Here is a 16815-nt window from a genome sequence, read left to right as displayed (position 1 = left end):
CGTCCACGGTGTGCGCGCATCGCTGATCGTGCTGGTCCGGCAGATCTCCGGCGCGCAGGCGGCACCTATCGCCCGGGCCCTGCCGGCCTGGCCGACCGCACCGGGCCGGCCGGCGCCTCCGGTCCTCGCTGCGCCGGTGCCGGGTGGACCCGTGCCGGCCGCGGCGCCTCCGACGACCCCGGTGTCGCCGCAGGGGACGCCGGGGGCGGGTGGCACGATCGGGGCATGACGGAACTGGTCGGGCTCGACGACGTGCGGGCCGCGCGGAAACTGCTCGCCGGCGTCGTCCGGACCACGCCACTGGAGCCCTCCCGGCCGCTGAGCGCGGCGCTGGGTGGGCCGACGTGGCTGAAGTGCGAGAACGTGCAGCGGGCCGGCTCCTACAAGGTGCGCGGCGCGTACGTGCGCATCTCCCGGCTGTCGGCGGCGGAGCGGGAACGCGGCGTGGTCGCGGCGAGCGCCGGCAACCACGCGCAGGGCGTGGCGCTGGCCGCCGGCCTGGTCGGCACACACGCCACGGTCTTCATGCCGGTCAACGCGCCGCTGCCGAAGGTGGCCGCCACGAAGGGGTACGGCGCGCAGGTCGAGTTGGTCGGCAACACGGTCGACGAGGCGCTGGTCGCCGCGCACACGTACGCCGAGCGCACCGGCGCCGTGCTGATCCACCCGTTCGACCACCCGGATGTGATCGCCGGCCAGGGCACGGTGGCGCTGGAGATCCTCGAACAGTGCCCGGACGTACGGACCATCATCACCGGGGTGGGTGGCGGTGGTCTGATCTCCGGCATGGCGGTGGCCGCCAAGGCGCTGCGACCCGACGTCCGCATCATCGGCGTGCAGGCGGCCGGCGCGGCGGCCTTCCCGCCCTCACTGGTGGCCGGGGAACCGGTCCGGTTGCCCGCCTTCTCCACCATCGCCGACGGCATCGCGGTCGGCCGGCCGGGCGAGATCACCTTCAGCCACGTCCGCAAGCTGGTCGACGAGATCGTCACGGTCTCCGAGGAGGACATCTCCCGGGCCCTGCTGATGCTGCTGGAGCGCGGCAAGCAGGTGGTCGAGCCGGCCGGCGCGGTCGGCGTGGCCGCACTGCTGGCCGGTGTGGTGCAGGTGGAGGCCCCGGTGGTCGCGGTGCTCTCCGGCGGCAACATCGACCCGTTGCTGATGCTGCGGGTGATCGAACACGGGCTCGCCGCCGCGGGTCGCTATCTCCGGGTGACGGTGCGCTGCTCGGACCGGCCCGGGCAGTTGGCCTCGCTGCTCAGCCAGATCGCCGAGCACCGGGCCAACGTGGTGGACGTGGAGCACCAGCGGGCCAACCCGCACCTCGGCCTCGGCGAGGTGGAGGTGGCGCTGTCGGTGGAGACACGAGGGGTGGAGCACTCGGACACGCTGATCAGCGCGCTGCGGGCCAGCGGCTACCAGGTGGTCTTCGCCGGCGAGGCGTGACACCCGCAGGTGCCACGCCCCGGCGGCGGTACGCCTCAGCGTGCGGTGGGGCCGGTGGCGATCAGCCGGAGAACGGCTCGAAGCTGACCACGGTCACCTTGATGTCGGCGCCGCTCGGCGCCGTGTAGGTGCAGGTCTGCCCGGGCCGACCGCCCAGGATCGCCTTGCCGAGCGCCGACTCGGGGCTGTAGACGGTCAGGTCGGTGGTGGCCGCGATCTCCCGGGAGCCGAGCAGGAAGGTCTCGGTGTCATCGGTGTCGTCGTCGAAGTAGATCGTCACCACCATGCCGGGCGACACCGCATCCGTCGTCGGCGCCTCGCCGACCTTGGCGGTGCGCAGCAGCTCCTGCAGGTAGCGGATCCGGCCCTCAGCCTTGCCCTGCTCCTCGCGGGCGGCGTGGTAGCCGCCGTTCTCCCGCAGGTCGCCCTCCTCGCGCCGGGCGTTGATCTCCGCGGCGATCGCCGGGCGGTTGGCGATGTGCTCGTCGAGCTCGGCCTGGAGGCGGTCGTACGCGTCCTGCGACAGCCAGGTGGCGGGCGCCTCGTTGCCAGTGGACACAGGCGGTCTCCTCAGTTGTGCGTGGCTGGCTGACAGGTGAACTACCAAGTTACCAGTGCGGTACGACACAGGGTGTCGGCGATCACGGCTGGTGTCCGCATCCGACGCCGGGCGGCGGGGGCCCGCACGGCCCGTTCGCGGCTCCCTGCCGCGGCGCTGTCCTGGCCGCTCAGACCGGGGCTCGGCAGCGCAGCACCTCGCCGATGAACGGCCGCGCGGTGGTGGCCAGGCGGTGCCGGGCGGTCACGTGCCGGTCGCCCGGCTCGGCGGTCACCGTGACCTCCTCGCGGGCCACCTCGGCGCCGGCGCGGTCCCGGGCGCGCAGCACGCAGACCGCCGATCCGCCCGGTGGCACGGTCACCCGGAAGTCGACCAGCACCTGGTTGTCCGTGATGTCGGTGTAGGTGATCACCTGGGCGTCGTAGACGGGATCGCCGTACTGCCGGTAGAGCCGGAACGAGATCAGGCTCAGCGCCCCCACCAGCACCAGCAGCGCCAGCGCGGCCAGCAGCGTGCGACGGCGCCCGCCGCCGGTCGCCCGACGGCGGCCGTAGCGGCCGGCCGGGAAAACCGGTGCGCCCGGCGAAATTGTGGCGTGCGTCTCGGTCACCGGCGGGTATCTCCTGGCGTTGTTGTCGGCGGCATCAGCAAGAATGACAGAGTCCATCCTCCCAGCCCGGCTCAGCGGCAGGAATGGCAGGTCGGGCCCCATGGCGCCGACCGGCCATCGGGTGCGGGGGATTCCGGCGGGTCAGCCGGTCGAGCCCGGTCGGGTCCACCGGCCGGCACAGACGAGGAGTGCCGAAGTTGGCAGAACAGCTGCGTCTCATGGCCGTCCACGCGCACCCGGACGACGAGTCGAGCAAGGGTGCGGCGACCATGGCGAAGTATGTCGCCGAGGGCGTGGACGTCCTGGTCGTGACCTGCACCGGCGGCGAGCGCGGCAGCGTGCTCAACCCCAAGCTCGACCGCCCCGACGTGTGGGCCGACATCGGCGAGATCCGCCGTGCCGAGATGGACGCCGCCCGGGCGATCCTCGGCGTCGAGCAGGCGTGGCTCGGCTTCGTCGACTCCGGGCTGCCCGAGGGTGACCCGCTGCCGCCGCTGCCCGAGGGCTGCTTCGCCCTCCAGGACGTCGAGGTGGCCGCGGGCCCGCTGGTGCGGCTGATGCGCGAGTTCCGTCCGCACGTGGTCACCACGTACGACGAAGAGGGCGGCTACCCGCACCCCGACCACATCATGTGCCACAAGGTGAGCGTGGCCGCCTTCGAGGCGGCCGGCGACCCGGAGCGCTATCCGGAGCTGGGCGCCCCGTGGCAGCCCCTGAAGCTCTACTACGACATCGGCTTCTCCAAGGCCAAGATCATGGCCTTGCACGAGGGCATGCTCGCCATCGGCCAGGAGTCGCCCTACGAGGAGTGGCTCAAGCGCTGGGAGGACCGGCCGGACAAGGGCCCCCGCATCACCACCCGGGTGCAGTGCGCCGATTACTTCCCGGTCCGCGACGACGCGCTGCGCGCCCACGCCACCCAGGTCGACCCGGACGGCTTCTGGTTCCACGTGCCGATGGAGCTCCAGCAGCGGGCCTGGCCGACGGAGGACTACGAGCTCGCCCGCTCGGTGGTGGACAGCCCGATGCCGGAGTCCGATCTGTTCGCCGGGGTGCGGGAGACGGCGCACGCGCGCTGATTCCGCGCAGGGCTACCCTGGTAACCAACCGCACATCGGAGGAACGCCATGCTGACCGCTGCCCAGGTGCTCGCGGAGAACAACTTCGGGGACACCCGCACGGGTGGTCTGGCCGGTCCGATGGGCCTGTTCCTCATCCTGCTGCTGGCCGCCGCGACCATCCTGCTGATCCGCAACATGAACGCCCGGCTGCGCCGGCTGCCCGGCCGGTTTCCGCAGCAGACGCCGCCGACCGACCCGACCAGGGCCGAAGCGGCAGTCGCCGATCCGACAGACGGGACCGGAGCGCGTGATTCCTCCACGCCCGCTCCCAACGGGCACCAGCAGCACCGGAACGGGTAGTCCGCGCATGATTCACGCCGAACCGGGTGGTCGCCCCCTGTTGCGACCACCCGGTTTGGCTTAGCCTTCCGCCGGGGGGACCAAAAGTTCCCGAGCCGTGCGCGGAAGGGGGCGCCGATGACCGTCACAGCACCGGCCGCCCGCCGTACCGTCGTCGGTCGGTCGGCTGACGGGGGAGGTCGATGACCTCCGGCCCGGCCGGCGACCCGTTCGACCGGCTCGGGGTGCGCGGCATGCCGGCCCGGCTGCTCGTGCTCACCGCCGCCGTGACGCTGACCGCCCTGATCGCCGCCGCGGTCGGGTTGACCCTCCCGCACGGGCTGCCGGCCGACGATCCGCTCGGCGGGCCGGCCCGCTTCGGCATCGCCGTCGCCGTCTTCGCCGTCGCCCAGTTCGCACGGCTGCGGTTCCGCTCGGCCGCCGGCATGGTCAGCATCACCTGGGGTGAGGCGGCGCTGATCGTCTGCCTCTACCTGGCGCCGGCCGGCTGGCTGCCGGCGGCCACCCTGCTCGGCGCCGGGCTGGCCTGGACGGTCCTCTCGCTGCACAACGACCGCCGTCCGATGCTGGAGATCGTCCGGATCGCCGCGTCGCTGGCCGCCGCGTCGGCGCTGGCCGTGTCCGTGGCCACCGCGCTGGGCCATCCGCTGCTCGCCGCGCCCACCCCGATGCTGGCGCTGGCCGTGATCGCGGGCTCGGTGACGTACCTCCTGGTGACCGCCTGGCTCGGTGGGGTGACGCTGGGCCTGCGGCACGGGCTGCCGATCGGGCCCCCTTTGCTCGCCGCGCTGCGCGGCAAGCTGCTGATGTTCGTCGGCAACGTGGCGGTCGGCCTGGTGGTGGTCGCGCTGCTGGAGCTCGACCCGCGCTGGTTGCTGCTGCTCCCGCCGCTGCTCTGGCTGCTTCAGCAGACCTACCGTTACCGGCTGCGCGCCGACCAGGAACGCCGGACGTGGCGGGCCTTCGCCGAGGCCACCGCGGCCCTCAACCAGCTCGACGAGCGGGGCGTGGCCAGCGCGGCGGTGACCGGCGCGTTGGCGCTGTTCAACGCCGAGCTGGTCGATGTGGACGTGGCCCGGGCCGACGGCCGGTGGCGCCGCTACCGGGGTGACGCCGGCGGCCAGTTGGTCGACCGGGAGGTGGGCCCGCCGGGCCGGTCGGAGCCCGACGAGGACGAGCTGATCCGTGCGCTGTCGGTCGGTGCCGCGCCGGTCGGTCGGCTGCGGGTCCGGTTCCCCCGGTCCGCTCCACCCACCCCCCGGGAACGCGACGCGGTGGCCGCGTTCGGCGACGCGCTCGCCGCCGCGCTGCACGACGCCGCGACCCACCGCGAGCTGCGTCTGGTCACCGCCCGCTCGTCGTACGAGGCGGTGCACGACCCGCTCACCGGGCTGGCCAACCGGGCCGCGATGCTCGGCAAGGGTGATCAGACGCTGCGGCAGCTCGCGCACGACCACCCGGTGGCGTTGCTGCTGCTGGACATCAACCAGTTCAAGGAAGTCAACGACACGCTGGGGCACGCCGCGGGTGACCAACTGCTGCGGCTGACCGCGAACCGGCTCAGCGCGATGGCCCGCCCCGGTGACCTGCTCGGCCGGCTCGGTGGCGACGAGTTCGCTCTGCTGCTCAGCTCGGTGCCGGTGGTCGGCGACCGGGCCGCCCCGATGGCGCACGCGCTCCGCCAGGCCCGGGAGATCGCCGAACGGTTGGCCGCGCCGACCGAGGTGGCCGGGGTGCGGATGTCGATCGAGGTCTCCGTCGGGGTGGTCGTGGCCGACGCTGGCACCGCCGACCTGACGGAGCTGCTGCGCCGGGCCGACATCGCGATGTACCAGGCCAAGGAGGGTGGCGGCAGTGTCGCCGCGTACGACAGCACCCGGGACGCGGCCAGCACCGACCAGCTGGCCCTGCTCGCCGAGTTGCGTGAGGCGCTGGAGGTCGACGACCAGCTGGTGCTGGCGTTGCAGCCGGCGGTCGACCTGGCGACCGGCGCGCCCACCGGCGTGGAGGCGCTGATCCGGTGGCGGCATCCCCGGCGCGGCTGGCTGGGCCCGGCCGACTTCATCCGCCCGGTGGAAAACAGCGAGCAGCTCGGCACCTTCACCCGGTACGTGCTGGACAAGGCCCTCAGCGTGGCCGCCGACTGGGCCCGGGAGGGGCTCGACGTCCCGATCTCGGTCAACCTGTCGGCGCGTAGCCTGCTCGATCCCCGGCTGCCGACGGAGATCGCCGACGCGCTGCGCCGGCACCAGGTGCCGCCGCACCGGCTGGTCCTGGAGATCACCGAGACGGTGGTGATGAGCGAGCTGGAGGTCATCGACGAGGTGCTGGCCACGCTCCGGTCGATGGGTGTGCAGCTCGCGGTGGACGACTTCGGCACCGGCTTCTCCTCGCTGACCTTCCTCACCCGGATCGCGGTGGACGAGTTGAAGGTGGACCGCTCCTTCGTGATCCGGATGGCGGACTCGCCGGAGGCGGCTGCGATCGTACGAACCACCGTGGGCCTCGCCCACGAGCTGGGGCTGCGGGTGGTGGCCGAGGGGGTGGAGACCGCCGAGCAGCGGATGGCGCTCGCCGAGCTGGGCTGCACCTCCGCGCAGGGCTACCACTTCTTCAAGCCGATGCCCGCCGACAAGATCGGCGCGGTGCTCGGCTCGCTGCGCGACTCGGCGGAGTCGAACGTCTTCCGCCTCCGCGCCGACGGCGCCTCCTGACCCTGCGCGCCGAAGCCGCCTCCGGACCGCCGGCGTCCGCCGCTGATCACTTCCGGACGGGGCAGTCAATCGTCCGCCGACGTCCTAGAGTCGCGATTGAGCTGCGTGGATGTCGTGATCTACGGAGCCGCCACGTTCACCTGTCGAGGGGACAGCATGCGACTCTCCCGGAAACGTCCCATCCTCGCCGCAGCGCTCGCGCTGGCCGCCGCGACGGTCGGCGCGCTGGCCGCAGCCCCACCAGTGCAGGCCAAGGCGCCGCAGTCCGGCTCGCTGGCCGTCACCGGCGATCCGGATGACCCGGTCAGCGAAGGCCGGAGCTACTCGTTCGCCACGGCGACCGGGGACGGCTTCAACGTCTGGGGCACCGCGAACCACCTCACCGTCCAGGTCTTCGACCCGCCCGCCGGGCCCTGGACGATCGACCTGAGCGCGCCGGTCGGTCAGCCGCTGACCGTCGGCACCTACACCGGCGCCACCGAGTATCTCTACGAGAGCCCGCTGCCCGGGATCGCGCTGAGCGGCAACGACCGGTTCTGCACGAACGGGCAGACCGGCTCGTTCACCGTCACGGACATCTCCTGGGGCCCCCACGGCTACCTGGAACGGTTCGACGCCACGTTCGAGCAGCGCTGCAACTACAGCACCGGCTCGGCCCGCGGCGAGGTGCACGTCGCCAACCCACCGGCGCCGCCGGTGCTCGCCGTCGGCGTGCAGGTGGCGACCTCGGGCACGATCGACACCCGCACCGACGAGGCGACGGTGCGCGGCACCGTGACCTGCACCGCACCGGCCACCGTCTACGTCGAGGGCGGCATGACCCAGACGTGGCACGGCAGGCGCGCCGAAGGACTCGTCCGGGCTGAGGTGGCCTGCACCCCGGGCGCCCCGGTCGCCTGGACCACGAGCTCACCCTCGTTCACCTCCACCCCGTTCCGGAAGGGTGACGTCGAGGTGACCGCCAATGCCAGCTCGTACGACACCACGTACGACATCTTCGTCAGCGACTCCGCGACCGCGACGGTCAGCCTGAGGCGGCGCTGATCCGCGCCCGGCCCAGGCCCGCGCGGCCTGGGCCGGGTGACCGCCCGGCGCATCCGGTCGGGGCTGGTTATGGTCGTCGGGTGAACCGACTCGCCAGCGCCACCAGTCCCTACCTGCTCCAGCACGCCGACAACCCGGTCGACTGGTGGCCCTGGTGCGACGAGGCGTTCGCCGAGGCGAAGCGGCGGGACGTGCCGGTGCTCATCTCGGTGGGTTACGCCGCCTGCCACTGGTGCCACGTGATGGCGCACGAGTCGTTCGAGAACGAGCACGTCGGCGCCCTGATGAACGACGACTTCGTATCGATCAAGGTGGACCGTGAGGAACGCCCGGACGTGGACGCGGTCTACATGACCGCCACCCAGGCGATGACCGGTCAGGGCGGCTGGCCGATGACAGTTTTCGCCACCCCGGACGGCACCCCGTTCTTCTGCGGCACCTACTTTCCGCGGGAGAACTTCGTCCGGTTGCTCCAGTCGGTCGCCACCGCCTGGCGGGACCAGCGCGAGGAGGTGCTGCGCCAGGGCGCTGCGGTGGTCGAGGCGATCGGCGGCGCCCAGGCCGTGGGCGGACCCACCGCGCCGCTGGACGCCCCGCTGCTCGACGCCGCGGCCGCCAACCTGGCCGGCGAGTACGACACGACCAACGGCGGCTTCGGGGGCGCCCCGAAGTTCCCGCCGCACATGAACCTGCTCTTCCTGCTGCGTCACCACCAGCGCACGGGCGATCCGCGCAGCCTGGAGATCGTGCGGCACACCGCCGAGGCGATGGCCCGGGGCGGCATCTACGACCAGCTCGCCGGGGGCTTCGCCCGGTACTCGGTGGACGCGCACTGGACGGTGCCGCACTTCGAGAAGATGCTCTACGACAACGCGCTGCTGCTGCGGGTCTACACCCAGATCTGGCGGCTGACCGGCGACCCGCTGGCGCGCCGGGTCGCCCGGGACACCGCCCGCTTCCTCGCCGACGAGCTGCACCGGCCGGGGGAGGGCTTCGCGTCCGCGCTGGACGCCGACACCGAAGGCGTCGAGGGGCTCACCTACGCCTGGACGCCGGCCCAACTGGTCGAGGTGCTGGGCGAGGAGGACGGCCGCTGGGCGGCCGACCTGTTCGCCGTAACCGAAGACGGCACCTTTGAGCACGGCACGAGCGTGCTGCGGCTCGCCCGGGACGTCGACGATGCCGCACCCGAGGTCCGGGCCCGCTGGCAGCAGGTGGTGGGGCGGCTGCTCACGGCCCGGGACAACCGCCCACAGCCGGCCCGTGACGACAAGGTGGTGGCGGCCTGGAACGGTCTGGCGATCACCGCCATCGTCGAGTTCCAGCAGGTCGTCGCGCTGTACGCGTCGCCGCAGGACGAGGACGCCAACCTGATGGAGGGCGTCGTCATCGTCGTCGACGGTGCGATGCGCGACGCCGCCGAGCACCTGGCCACCGTGCACCTGGTCGATGGCCGGTTGCGTCGGGTCTCCCGGGGCGGTGCGGTCGGTGAGCCGGCCGGCGTGCTGGAGGACTACGGCTGCGTGGCCGAGGCGTTCTGCGCGTTGCACCAGCTCACCGGCGAGGGCCGCTGGCTCACGCTGGCCGGCGGGCTGCTCGACACCGCGCTGGAGCACTTCGCCGCGCCCGGCGGCGCCTTCTACGACACCGCCGACGACGCCGAGCGGCTGGTCACCCGGCCGGCGGACCCGACCGACAACGCCACCCCGTCCGGGCGGTCGGCGCTGATCGCCGGGCTGGTCGCGTACACGGCCCTGAGCGGGGAGACCCGCTACCGGGAGGCCGCCGAGGTGGCGCTCGGCACGGTCGCGCCGATCGTCGGGCGGCACGCCCGGTTCACCGGGTACGCGGCCACGGTCGGCGAGGCGCTGCTCTCCGGGCCGTACGAGATCGCCGTGGCGACCGACGACCCGGCCGGCGACCCGCTGGTGGCAGCCGCCCACCGCCACGCCCCGCCCGGCGCGGTGGTGGTCGCCGGGCGCCCGGACCAGCCCGGGGTGCCCCTGCTGGTCGACCGGCCGCTGGTCGACGGGCGGTCCGCCGCGTACGTCTGCCGGGGCTTCGTCTGCCAGCGCCCGGTCACGTCGGTCGAGGAGCTGGTCGCCGAGCTCGGCTGAGCGTGCCGCCGATTGCCCGGCGTAGCGGTCCGCGAGGTCGCCCCCGCCCGGGGCCGGCACCCACGGCGGCACGCGAACGGGTCGACGGCGGGAGCGCCGGCCCTGCGGGTGGCCGCGCCGACGGCCCGGATAGGCTGGCCGCGCTATGGATTCCCGTACCGGTCTGCCTGTTGTCGGCATGGTGGGTGGCGGCCAGTTGGCCCGGATGACCCACCAGGCCGCGATCGCCCTCGGCCAGTCACTGCGCGTACTCGCGGTCGCCCCCGACGACGGCGCGGCGCTGGTCGCCGCCGACGTCCAGTACGGCGACCACACCGACCTGGCCGCGCTGCGCACCTTCGCCAAGGGCTGCGACGTGGTCACCTTCGACCACGAGCACGTGCCCACCGAGCACATTCGCACGCTGGCCGCGGAGGGCGTCACCCTGTACCCGCCGGCGGACGCGCTGCTGCACGCCCAGGACAAGCAGGTCATGCGGGAACGCCTCACCGAGCTGGGCGCGCCCAACCCCGCGTGGCAGCCGGTCAGTGAGCCCGCCGACCTGATCGCCTTCGGGGAGCAGGTCGGCTGGCCGGTGGTGCTCAAGGCGGCCCGGGGCGGCTACGACGGCCGGGGAGTCTGGATGGTCGACGACGCCACCCAGGCCACCGAGCTGGCGCGAACCCTGCTCGCCGGCGGCACGCGGCTGATCGTCGAGGAACGGGTGCCACTGCTGCGGGAGCTGGCCGTGCAGGTGGCCCGCTCGCCGTTCGGCCAGGTGGCCGCGTACCCGGTGGTCGAGACGGTGCAGCGGGACGGCATCAACGTGGAGGTGCTCGCCCCGGCGCCCGGCCTGGACGAGGAGCTGGCGGTCGCCGCCCAGCAGCTCGCCATCGACCTGGCCACGGCGCTCGGCGTGATCGGCCTGCTCGCCGTGGAACTCTTCGAGGTGCGTGACGCGGCCGGCCGCCCGGCGATCGTGGTCAACGAGCTGGCGATGCGTCCGCACAACTCCGGGCACTGGACCATCGAGGGGGCCCGGACCTCCCAGTTCGAGCAGCACCTGCGGGCGGTCCTGGACTACCCGATGGGTGACACCGCGCTGGCCGCCCCCGTCGTGGTGTCGGCGAACGTGCTCGGCGGCGAGCCGGGCGGGATGTCGATCGACGAACGGCTGCACCACCTCTTCGCGGCCGAGCCGGGGGCCAAGGTGCACCTCTACGGCAAGCAGGTGCGGCCCGGCCGCAAGATCGGGCACGTCACGGTGCTCGGCGACGACCTGGACGACGTACGGGCGCGGGCCGTGCGTGCCGCACGCTGGCTGCGCGAGGGCCACGAGTGAGCCGCACGGGCGCGAACGATGAGGGAGCCGCAGTGAGCACGGTCGGGTTGATCATGGGCAGCGACTCGGACTGGCCGACCATGCGGGCCGCCGCCGAGGTGCTGGACGACTTCGGGGTGCCGTACGAGGTCCGGGTGATCTCGGCCCACCGGACTCCGGTCGCGATGATCGAGTACGGCCGCGACGCCGCCGACCGGGGCCTCAAGGTGATCATCGCTGGTGCCGGCGGGGCCGCCGCGCTGCCCGGCATGGTCGCCTCGGTGACCCCGCTGCCGGTGATCGGCGTGCCGGTGCCGCTGAAGCACCTCGACGGCATGGACTCGCTGCTCTCCATCGTGCAGATGCCGGCCGGGATCCCGGTGGCCACCGTGTCGATCGGCAACGCCCGCAACGCCGGCCTGCTCGCCGTGCGGATCCTCGGCGCGGCCGACGAGCACCTGCGCGCCAAGATGGCGACCTACCAGCAGGATCTGGAGCAGCTGGTAGCCGCCAAGGAAGCCGCTCTCCAGGAGACTCTCAGCTGATCGCTGCCCTTGTCCGGGCTGGCCGTGGGGTGTTGGCCGTGGGTTTCGGCCGTGGGTTGTTGGCCGTGGGTTTCGGCCGTGGGGGTTTCGGGGGGAGCCCGCCCGCTCCGGGCGGTCAGGCTTGATCCCTCCGCGGGCGGGCTCCCCCCGAAACCCTGTGCTCCGCCGGGTCCGACCGGGTGTCGCGGCCTGCCGGTGATGCCCCACGTCGGGTCACCGGCCAGCGGGGTGCCGGCGGGGGTGCCCGCTGGTTGCGCACTTTCAGGGAAAGTGTTGCCTCGGGCGCTGCGGAGGCAGCACTTTCCCTGTTGTTGTGCGGATCTTGGTCGCCACGGTGCGGTCATCCTGTCCTGAGGGTTGGCAAGCCCCCACGCTCACCGCAACCGACGCACCCACCCGCCCCGCTAACCGCAGCCACCGTACGTACCGCGGCACGCTCAGCCGCAGCCCGCTGTACGTACCTGGCACGCTCAGCGTGCCCACTCACCCGACGCCGTGGGGACCCTCCGATTCATCTCATGCCGCGTAGGGCGGTCTGTAGGCGTTCCTGGGCGCGACGGCGGCGTTCGTTGCTGGCGCCGAGGATCAGCAGGAGGATGCCCACCGGGATCAGTGCCAGCCACGGGCCGAGGCTGAACAGCGCGTGGATCGCGGTGATCGCCGTGACCGACGCGCCGACGATCACCGGCGCCTGCTGCCGGCTGGACGAGCCGAAGATCAGCACTGCCACCGCGCCGAGCAGCAGCAGCATCTGCCGCAGCGTGCTGGACTCGGTGGCCAGCACGATCGCCAGCGTGGGCACGAACGCGGCGACCAGCGCCGGCCCGTACGCCACCCAACTGCTCATGTCCGAGCGCTGGCGCAGCTCCAGCACCCCGACCAGCAGAGCCAGCGCGGCGAACGGCAGCGTGTACGCCTCGGGCAGCGCCACGTCGGCGACCCGCATCAGGATCCACCAGGCGGTGATCTCGCAGGCCACCACCGCCCAGAACAGGATCCGGCGTTCCACCGGCCGGCGGTTGGGTCGGGTCGCCGCCACCCCGAGGACCGCGCCCCACGCGGCGAGCAGGGCGGCGATGTGCCGGGGCGAGTCGAAGGCGAGGGCCAGTGCGATCAGCGCCGCCGCGTACCCGCTCCATTCCACGGTCGCGGCCTCGCGCTGCGCCTCCGGTCGACGCAGTCGGGGCAGGGTCGCCGCGAACACCTGAAGGGCCGCCCCGACCGCGAGGACGCCGAACGCGGACCAGACCGCGGCCAGCCCGGCGACCAGGCCGGCGGTGAGCACGAAGAGCTGCGCCATCAGCGAGGCGAAGAGCCAGCCGAGAATGCGGGCCCGCTGGGTGGTGCCGTACAGCGCCGCCACCACGCCCACGCCGACCGCGCCGCCGAGGGTGAACAGGGTCAGTTCCCGGGTGGCCAGGCTGCCGGCCAGCCCGGCGCCTCCGGCGGCCAGGCCGATGAGGAACACCAGCACCCGGGCCAACCGCAGCGAGCGGGCCGGCTCGACCAGTGGCGGGGGTGGGGTCAGTGCGAGGCCGAGCATCGCGATGGTGAAGACCGAGAGCGCGGCGAGGGAACTCGCCGGCCACCCGTTGCCCAGCGCGATGGGCGCGATTAGCAGCGTGACGGCGGCGCCGGGCAGCACCACCGGCACGGCCCGGGACCGCCGTCCACCGCTGAATCCGGTGGCGGCCAGCGCTGCGGTCGCGGTGAGCAGCAGCGCGGTCAGCACGTGGGTCGGGTCGACCACGTCCGGCGGTGGGGAGAGCAGTTCCGGCGGCGGACCCTGCCAGATGCGGCTCAACGTGCGGTGCGGCTCGACCAGGGCGGTGATCAGAGCGGGTGTGATCGACGCGAGCGCCAGGGCGGTCGGCAGGCCGGCTGCGGCCAGCGCGCCGGCGGACGGGCTGACCCGCCAGCGCCGCCGCTCCGGGTCGTCCGGCAGTCGTCGCAGTGCGCCGTCGAGCAGCACCGCCCAGCGCCGGACCGGCTGGGCCGAGCCGGTCGGCGGCACGGTGGCCGCGCGGATCAGCTCGGCCAGTACGCCGAGGAGCGCGGCGGCGGCCGCGTAGACGCCCGAGGCGAGGCCGGTGGGGATGGCGGCGAGTGCGCTGATGGTGGCCCCGCCGACCACGGCCACGCTGACCCAGGGCAGGTACTGCGGGACGTGCCGGCGGACGGCGGCGACGGTGGCCAGACCGAGGCTGGACGCGGCCAGCGCGGCGGTCAACACCACCTGTGCCGAGTGGTTGAACTCGGCGGCCAGTGCCGCCACCGAGCCGGGCAGAGCCAGCAGGGCGGCGCCCGCGGCCGCACCGCCGATCTGCACCAGGTGCGGTGGCATCCCCTCGGTCTCGATGTCGGTGACCTGCGGGCCGGCCAGTACGCGGGCCAGCGCGGCCACCACCACGCCGATCAGCGCGATGCTGCCCAGCGCCAGCGCGGTGGTCCACGGTCGGACCAGGCCGGCGCCGGCCGCGTGCAGCGCGACCACTCCGGCCACGGTGGCCCGGGACAGCCCGGCCCGGGCCTCCTCGGTGGCCACCGCGGCCATCCCGTAGACGGTGGCGACCATTCCGCCGACGAGGACCGGTGACCACCAGGGCAGGTCGAACGCGGCCGGCGCGCCGATCGTGGCGAGCACCACCGCCGCGCCGGACACGTCCCACCGCCACGGAGGGGGTAGCAGGATGCCGGCGGCGATGGCCAGCAGGACCAGCGCGACCGGGGCCTGCCAGGTGGCGCCGCCGGTCGGCGCGGCCGGCCAGTCGCTCAGGTTGCCGTCCCAGATCGGACCGGGGGTCGCCAGGACGCCCAACCCACCGCGCAGCGCCGTCCACCCGGCCAGTACGCCGATCAGCAGGCCGCCGACGGTGATCCCGAGGATCGGCCCGCGCCGCCACTCCTCGGGCATGGCGCGGACCCCGACGGCGACCACCAGCACCAGGCCGGCGGCCACCGCCAGCTGACCGCCCGGGGTCAGCACGGCGGCGATCCGGACCAGCGTGGCGATCAGGGCGGTGGTGACCGCCGCGGCGGCCAGGTCCGAGCCGTCCAGCTTGTGGTCGGAGCGGCGGCCGGCGTCGATCGACGGTGCCAGGAAGAGCAGTACGGCGGCGACCAGCAGCAGGGCCCCGACCCAGGCGTCGGCGACGGTCGCCCCGGGCGCGCCGAAGGCGGCGGCGGTGACCACCAGCGCGCCCAGCCCGGTGCCGACCGACAGCGGCGCCGGGATGCGCCGCTGGGACACCTGCACCATGGCGGCGTAGCCGAGGGTCACGCAGACCGCGAGGAAGCTCGCCGCCAGCACGGGGACGGTCACCTCGCGCAGGCTCGCCGGGGTGGGGGTCGGGTCGGTGGGCACGGTGGCGGCCACGAACGCGGCGACCGCCCCGGGCAGCGCGAACGCGGCGCCCCCGGCAGCCCAGGCGGCAACCGTGTCGGCAGCGGCCGAGGCGATCCGGATCCGGGGCGCCAGCGCGACCAGAGCGCCGGCGGCGAAGAGGGTGAGCAGGACCGCGGCGGTGAGCACCGGCCCCACCAGGCTGGCGCCCGCTCCGAACAGGCCCACCACGGCGGCCCCGACGGCATGCGCCTGCGCGGCCCGGGTGGTGCGTGCGGAGAGCCCGATCACCCCGATGCCGACGGCGGTGAGCACCATCGGCCAGGGTGCCGCCGCCCAGCCGAGACCGAAGGAGGCCGGCACGGCCAGTGCGGTCAGCGCCGCCCCGGCGACGGCGAACTCGCGGCGGATGTCCGGCGGCAGGGCGAGCACCGCGGCGATGGTGAGCAGGAACGCGGCGGCCGCGAGCTGCCAGGTGGTCGGGCCGACCGCGGCGGCCAGCTCGGCCGGGTACCGGTCGAGGTCGGCGCCCCAAGCGGGCAGCGCCGCCCGGACCGGGGCCACGCCGGCGCGCAGCGCGCCCCCGGCCACCACCAGCCCGCTGACGGTGAGCGCCACCGCCGAGGCGACCTGCGGGCCGCGCCGGGCGGCCTCGGGGACCGCGCGTACGGCCAGCCCGGTCACCGTGATGACCGCGGCGATCAGCAGCAGAGCCCGGCCGGGCAGCGCCACCGAGGCGATCCGGCCGAGCGTCCCGATCACGGCCAGGGTGAGGATGCCGGCCGCGACGTCCGGCAGCGGCGGGCGGCGCAGCACCAACGCGCCGCCCAGTCCGACCGTGGCGGCCAGCATCAGCGCCGCACCGGCGCCGGCCGCCGTCGGCACGGTCTGCGCCCGGAGCAGGGCGGTGACCGCGTACGCCAGGGCGACGGCGACCGCCACCGCGTGGAGCAGCCAGATCAGCTCGCGCAGCCCGGGCACGGGGCGGGTCGGCAGTGCGGCGGCGGACCCCGCGTCGGCGTCGACCAGCTCGGCGGCCTCCTCCGGGTCGCCCTCGGGCCGGCTCTCGGCGCTGCGCTGCCGGGGCGCCGACGGCGTGCCCGGGTCCGGCAGGTCCTGCCGGACGGGCCGCTCCACCGTGACCGCGGAGCGGGTCAGCCAGAGGTCGAGGAGGGCGACCAGGGTGAGCACCAGGGCCCAGCCACCCGGCCCGGTGATCCGGTCGTACGCCAGCAGCGGCAGCACCGGCTGCGCGGCGAGCACGGTGGCGAACCGGGGGGTGCGCAGGCCCGTCCAGCCGGCGTACCCGAACGCGACGGCGGCGGTGACCGCGAAGATCACCCCTGCGAAGACCGCGCCGGAGGCGCCGCCGTTGCCGATCCGGTCCACCGCCCACAGAGCGTTTCCGGCGAGCGGCACCAGCAGCAGGCCGACCGCGGAGATCGTCTCGGCGGTCGAGGTGAGCCCGCGTCGGGCCAACGCCGGCGGGGCGAGCAGCAGCAGCGCCGTGGCGAGGAGCAGGATGCCGAGCCGGGCCAGCGCGTCCATCGAACTGGTCGCCACCGCGGCGAAAACCACCGCGGCCACACCGAGCAGCAGCGCGCCCAGCCCAAGCGGGATGTTCTGCACCTCGCGGGAGGACGCCTCCGGGGGGTGCTCCGGGTCGTCCGCGTCGAGCCAGGACGGCGGTGGCGGTGGCGGTGGCGAGTCCTCGCC

Annotated in this window: 11 protein-coding genes; 8 read left to right on the top strand and 3 right to left on the bottom strand. The window is 74.1% G+C overall.

Annotated features, from left to right (window positions below; genetic code table 11):
• Positions 1-225 precede the first annotated feature (225 nt).
• Complete coding sequence (gene ilvA, locus EAD98_RS14195; RefSeq protein WP_121654520.1) at positions 226-1446, top strand: threonine ammonia-lyase; 1221 nt, start codon at positions 226-228, stop codon at positions 1444-1446.
• 61 nt (positions 1447-1507) lie between these two features.
• Here ilvA and greA read toward each other — a convergent pair whose 3' ends face one another.
• Positions 1508-2005, bottom strand: a complete 498-nt coding sequence (gene greA, locus EAD98_RS14190; RefSeq protein WP_053655285.1) for a transcription elongation factor GreA — start codon at positions 2003-2005, stop codon at positions 1508-1510.
• Between the two features lie 169 nt (positions 2006-2174).
• The gene (locus tag EAD98_RS14185) at positions 2175-2615 is read right to left on the bottom strand and encodes a DUF4307 domain-containing protein (RefSeq protein ID WP_121654519.1); all 441 of its coding nucleotides are present in this window, start codon (positions 2613-2615) and stop codon (positions 2175-2177) included.
• Positions 2616-2812: 197 nt separating this feature from the next.
• Between EAD98_RS14185 and mca the strand changes: the two genes are divergently transcribed.
• The 7 genes from mca (at position 2813) to purE (ending at position 11756) form a co-directional block, all read left to right on the top strand.
• Positions 2813-3694, top strand: a complete 882-nt coding sequence (gene mca / locus EAD98_RS14180; protein WP_121654557.1) for a mycothiol conjugate amidase Mca — start codon at positions 2813-2815, stop codon at positions 3692-3694.
• A 48-nt stretch (positions 3695-3742) separates the two neighbouring features.
• Positions 3743-4036, top strand: a complete 294-nt coding sequence (locus EAD98_RS14175) for a hypothetical protein (RefSeq protein ID WP_121654518.1) — start codon at positions 3743-3745, stop codon at positions 4034-4036.
• Between the two features lie 233 nt (positions 4037-4269).
• The gene (locus EAD98_RS14170) at positions 4270-6750 is read left to right on the top strand and encodes a bifunctional diguanylate cyclase/phosphodiesterase (RefSeq protein ID WP_199723402.1); all 2481 of its coding nucleotides are present in this window, start codon (positions 4270-4272) and stop codon (positions 6748-6750) included.
• A gap of 156 nt (positions 6751-6906) precedes the next feature.
• Complete coding sequence (locus EAD98_RS14165) at positions 6907-7794, top strand: hypothetical protein (RefSeq protein WP_147457386.1); 888 nt, start codon at positions 6907-6909, stop codon at positions 7792-7794.
• Positions 7795-7874: 80 nt separating this feature from the next.
• Positions 7875-9911 (top strand): thioredoxin domain-containing protein, encoded by a 2037-nt coding sequence (locus EAD98_RS14160; protein WP_121654515.1) that lies wholly within the window; start codon positions 7875-7877, stop codon positions 9909-9911.
• Positions 9912-10056: 145 nt separating this feature from the next.
• Positions 10057-11232 carry a 5-(carboxyamino)imidazole ribonucleotide synthase gene (locus tag EAD98_RS14155; RefSeq protein WP_121654514.1) on the top strand — a complete coding sequence of 392 codons (1176 nt, stop codon included), beginning with the start codon at positions 10057-10059 and terminating at the stop codon, positions 11230-11232.
• A 32-nt stretch (positions 11233-11264) separates the two neighbouring features.
• On the top strand, positions 11265-11756 hold the full coding sequence (gene purE / locus EAD98_RS14150) for a 5-(carboxyamino)imidazole ribonucleotide mutase (protein ID WP_121654513.1): 492 nt from the start codon (positions 11265-11267) through the stop codon (positions 11754-11756).
• A 511-nt stretch (positions 11757-12267) separates the two neighbouring features.
• Here the strand turns inward: purE and EAD98_RS14145 are convergent.
• Positions 12268-16815, bottom strand: a 4548-nt coding sequence (locus EAD98_RS14145) for an SCO7613 C-terminal domain-containing membrane protein (protein ID WP_121654512.1), incomplete at its 5' end; no start/stop codon positions are given.

Origin of the sequence: Micromonospora sp. CV4 (assembly GCF_003667455.1) — a bacterium.
Classification (GTDB): Bacteria; Actinomycetota; Actinomycetes; order Mycobacteriales; family Micromonosporaceae; genus Micromonospora.
The sequence above is the reverse complement of the archived record's forward strand: the minus strand, read 5'-3'. Positions and strand labels throughout refer to the sequence as shown.

Bases quoted from the DNA above. Each gene is read 5' to 3' on its own strand.
- ilvA (WP_121654520.1), top strand. From the start codon at position 226: ATGACGGAACTGGTCGGGCTCGACGACGTGCGGGCCGCGCGGAAACTG.
- EAD98_RS14175 (WP_121654518.1), top strand. From the start codon at position 3,743: ATGCTGACCGCTGCCCAGGTGCTCGCGGAGAACAACTTCGGGGACACC.
- EAD98_RS14170 (WP_199723402.1), top strand. From the start codon at position 4,270: ATGCCGGCCCGGCTGCTCGTGCTCACCGCCGCCGTGACGCTGACCGCC.
- EAD98_RS14165 (WP_147457386.1), top strand. From the start codon at position 6,907: ATGCGACTCTCCCGGAAACGTCCCATCCTCGCCGCAGCGCTCGCGCTG.
- EAD98_RS14155 (WP_121654514.1), top strand. From the start codon at position 10,057: ATGGATTCCCGTACCGGTCTGCCTGTTGTCGGCATGGTGGGTGGCGGC.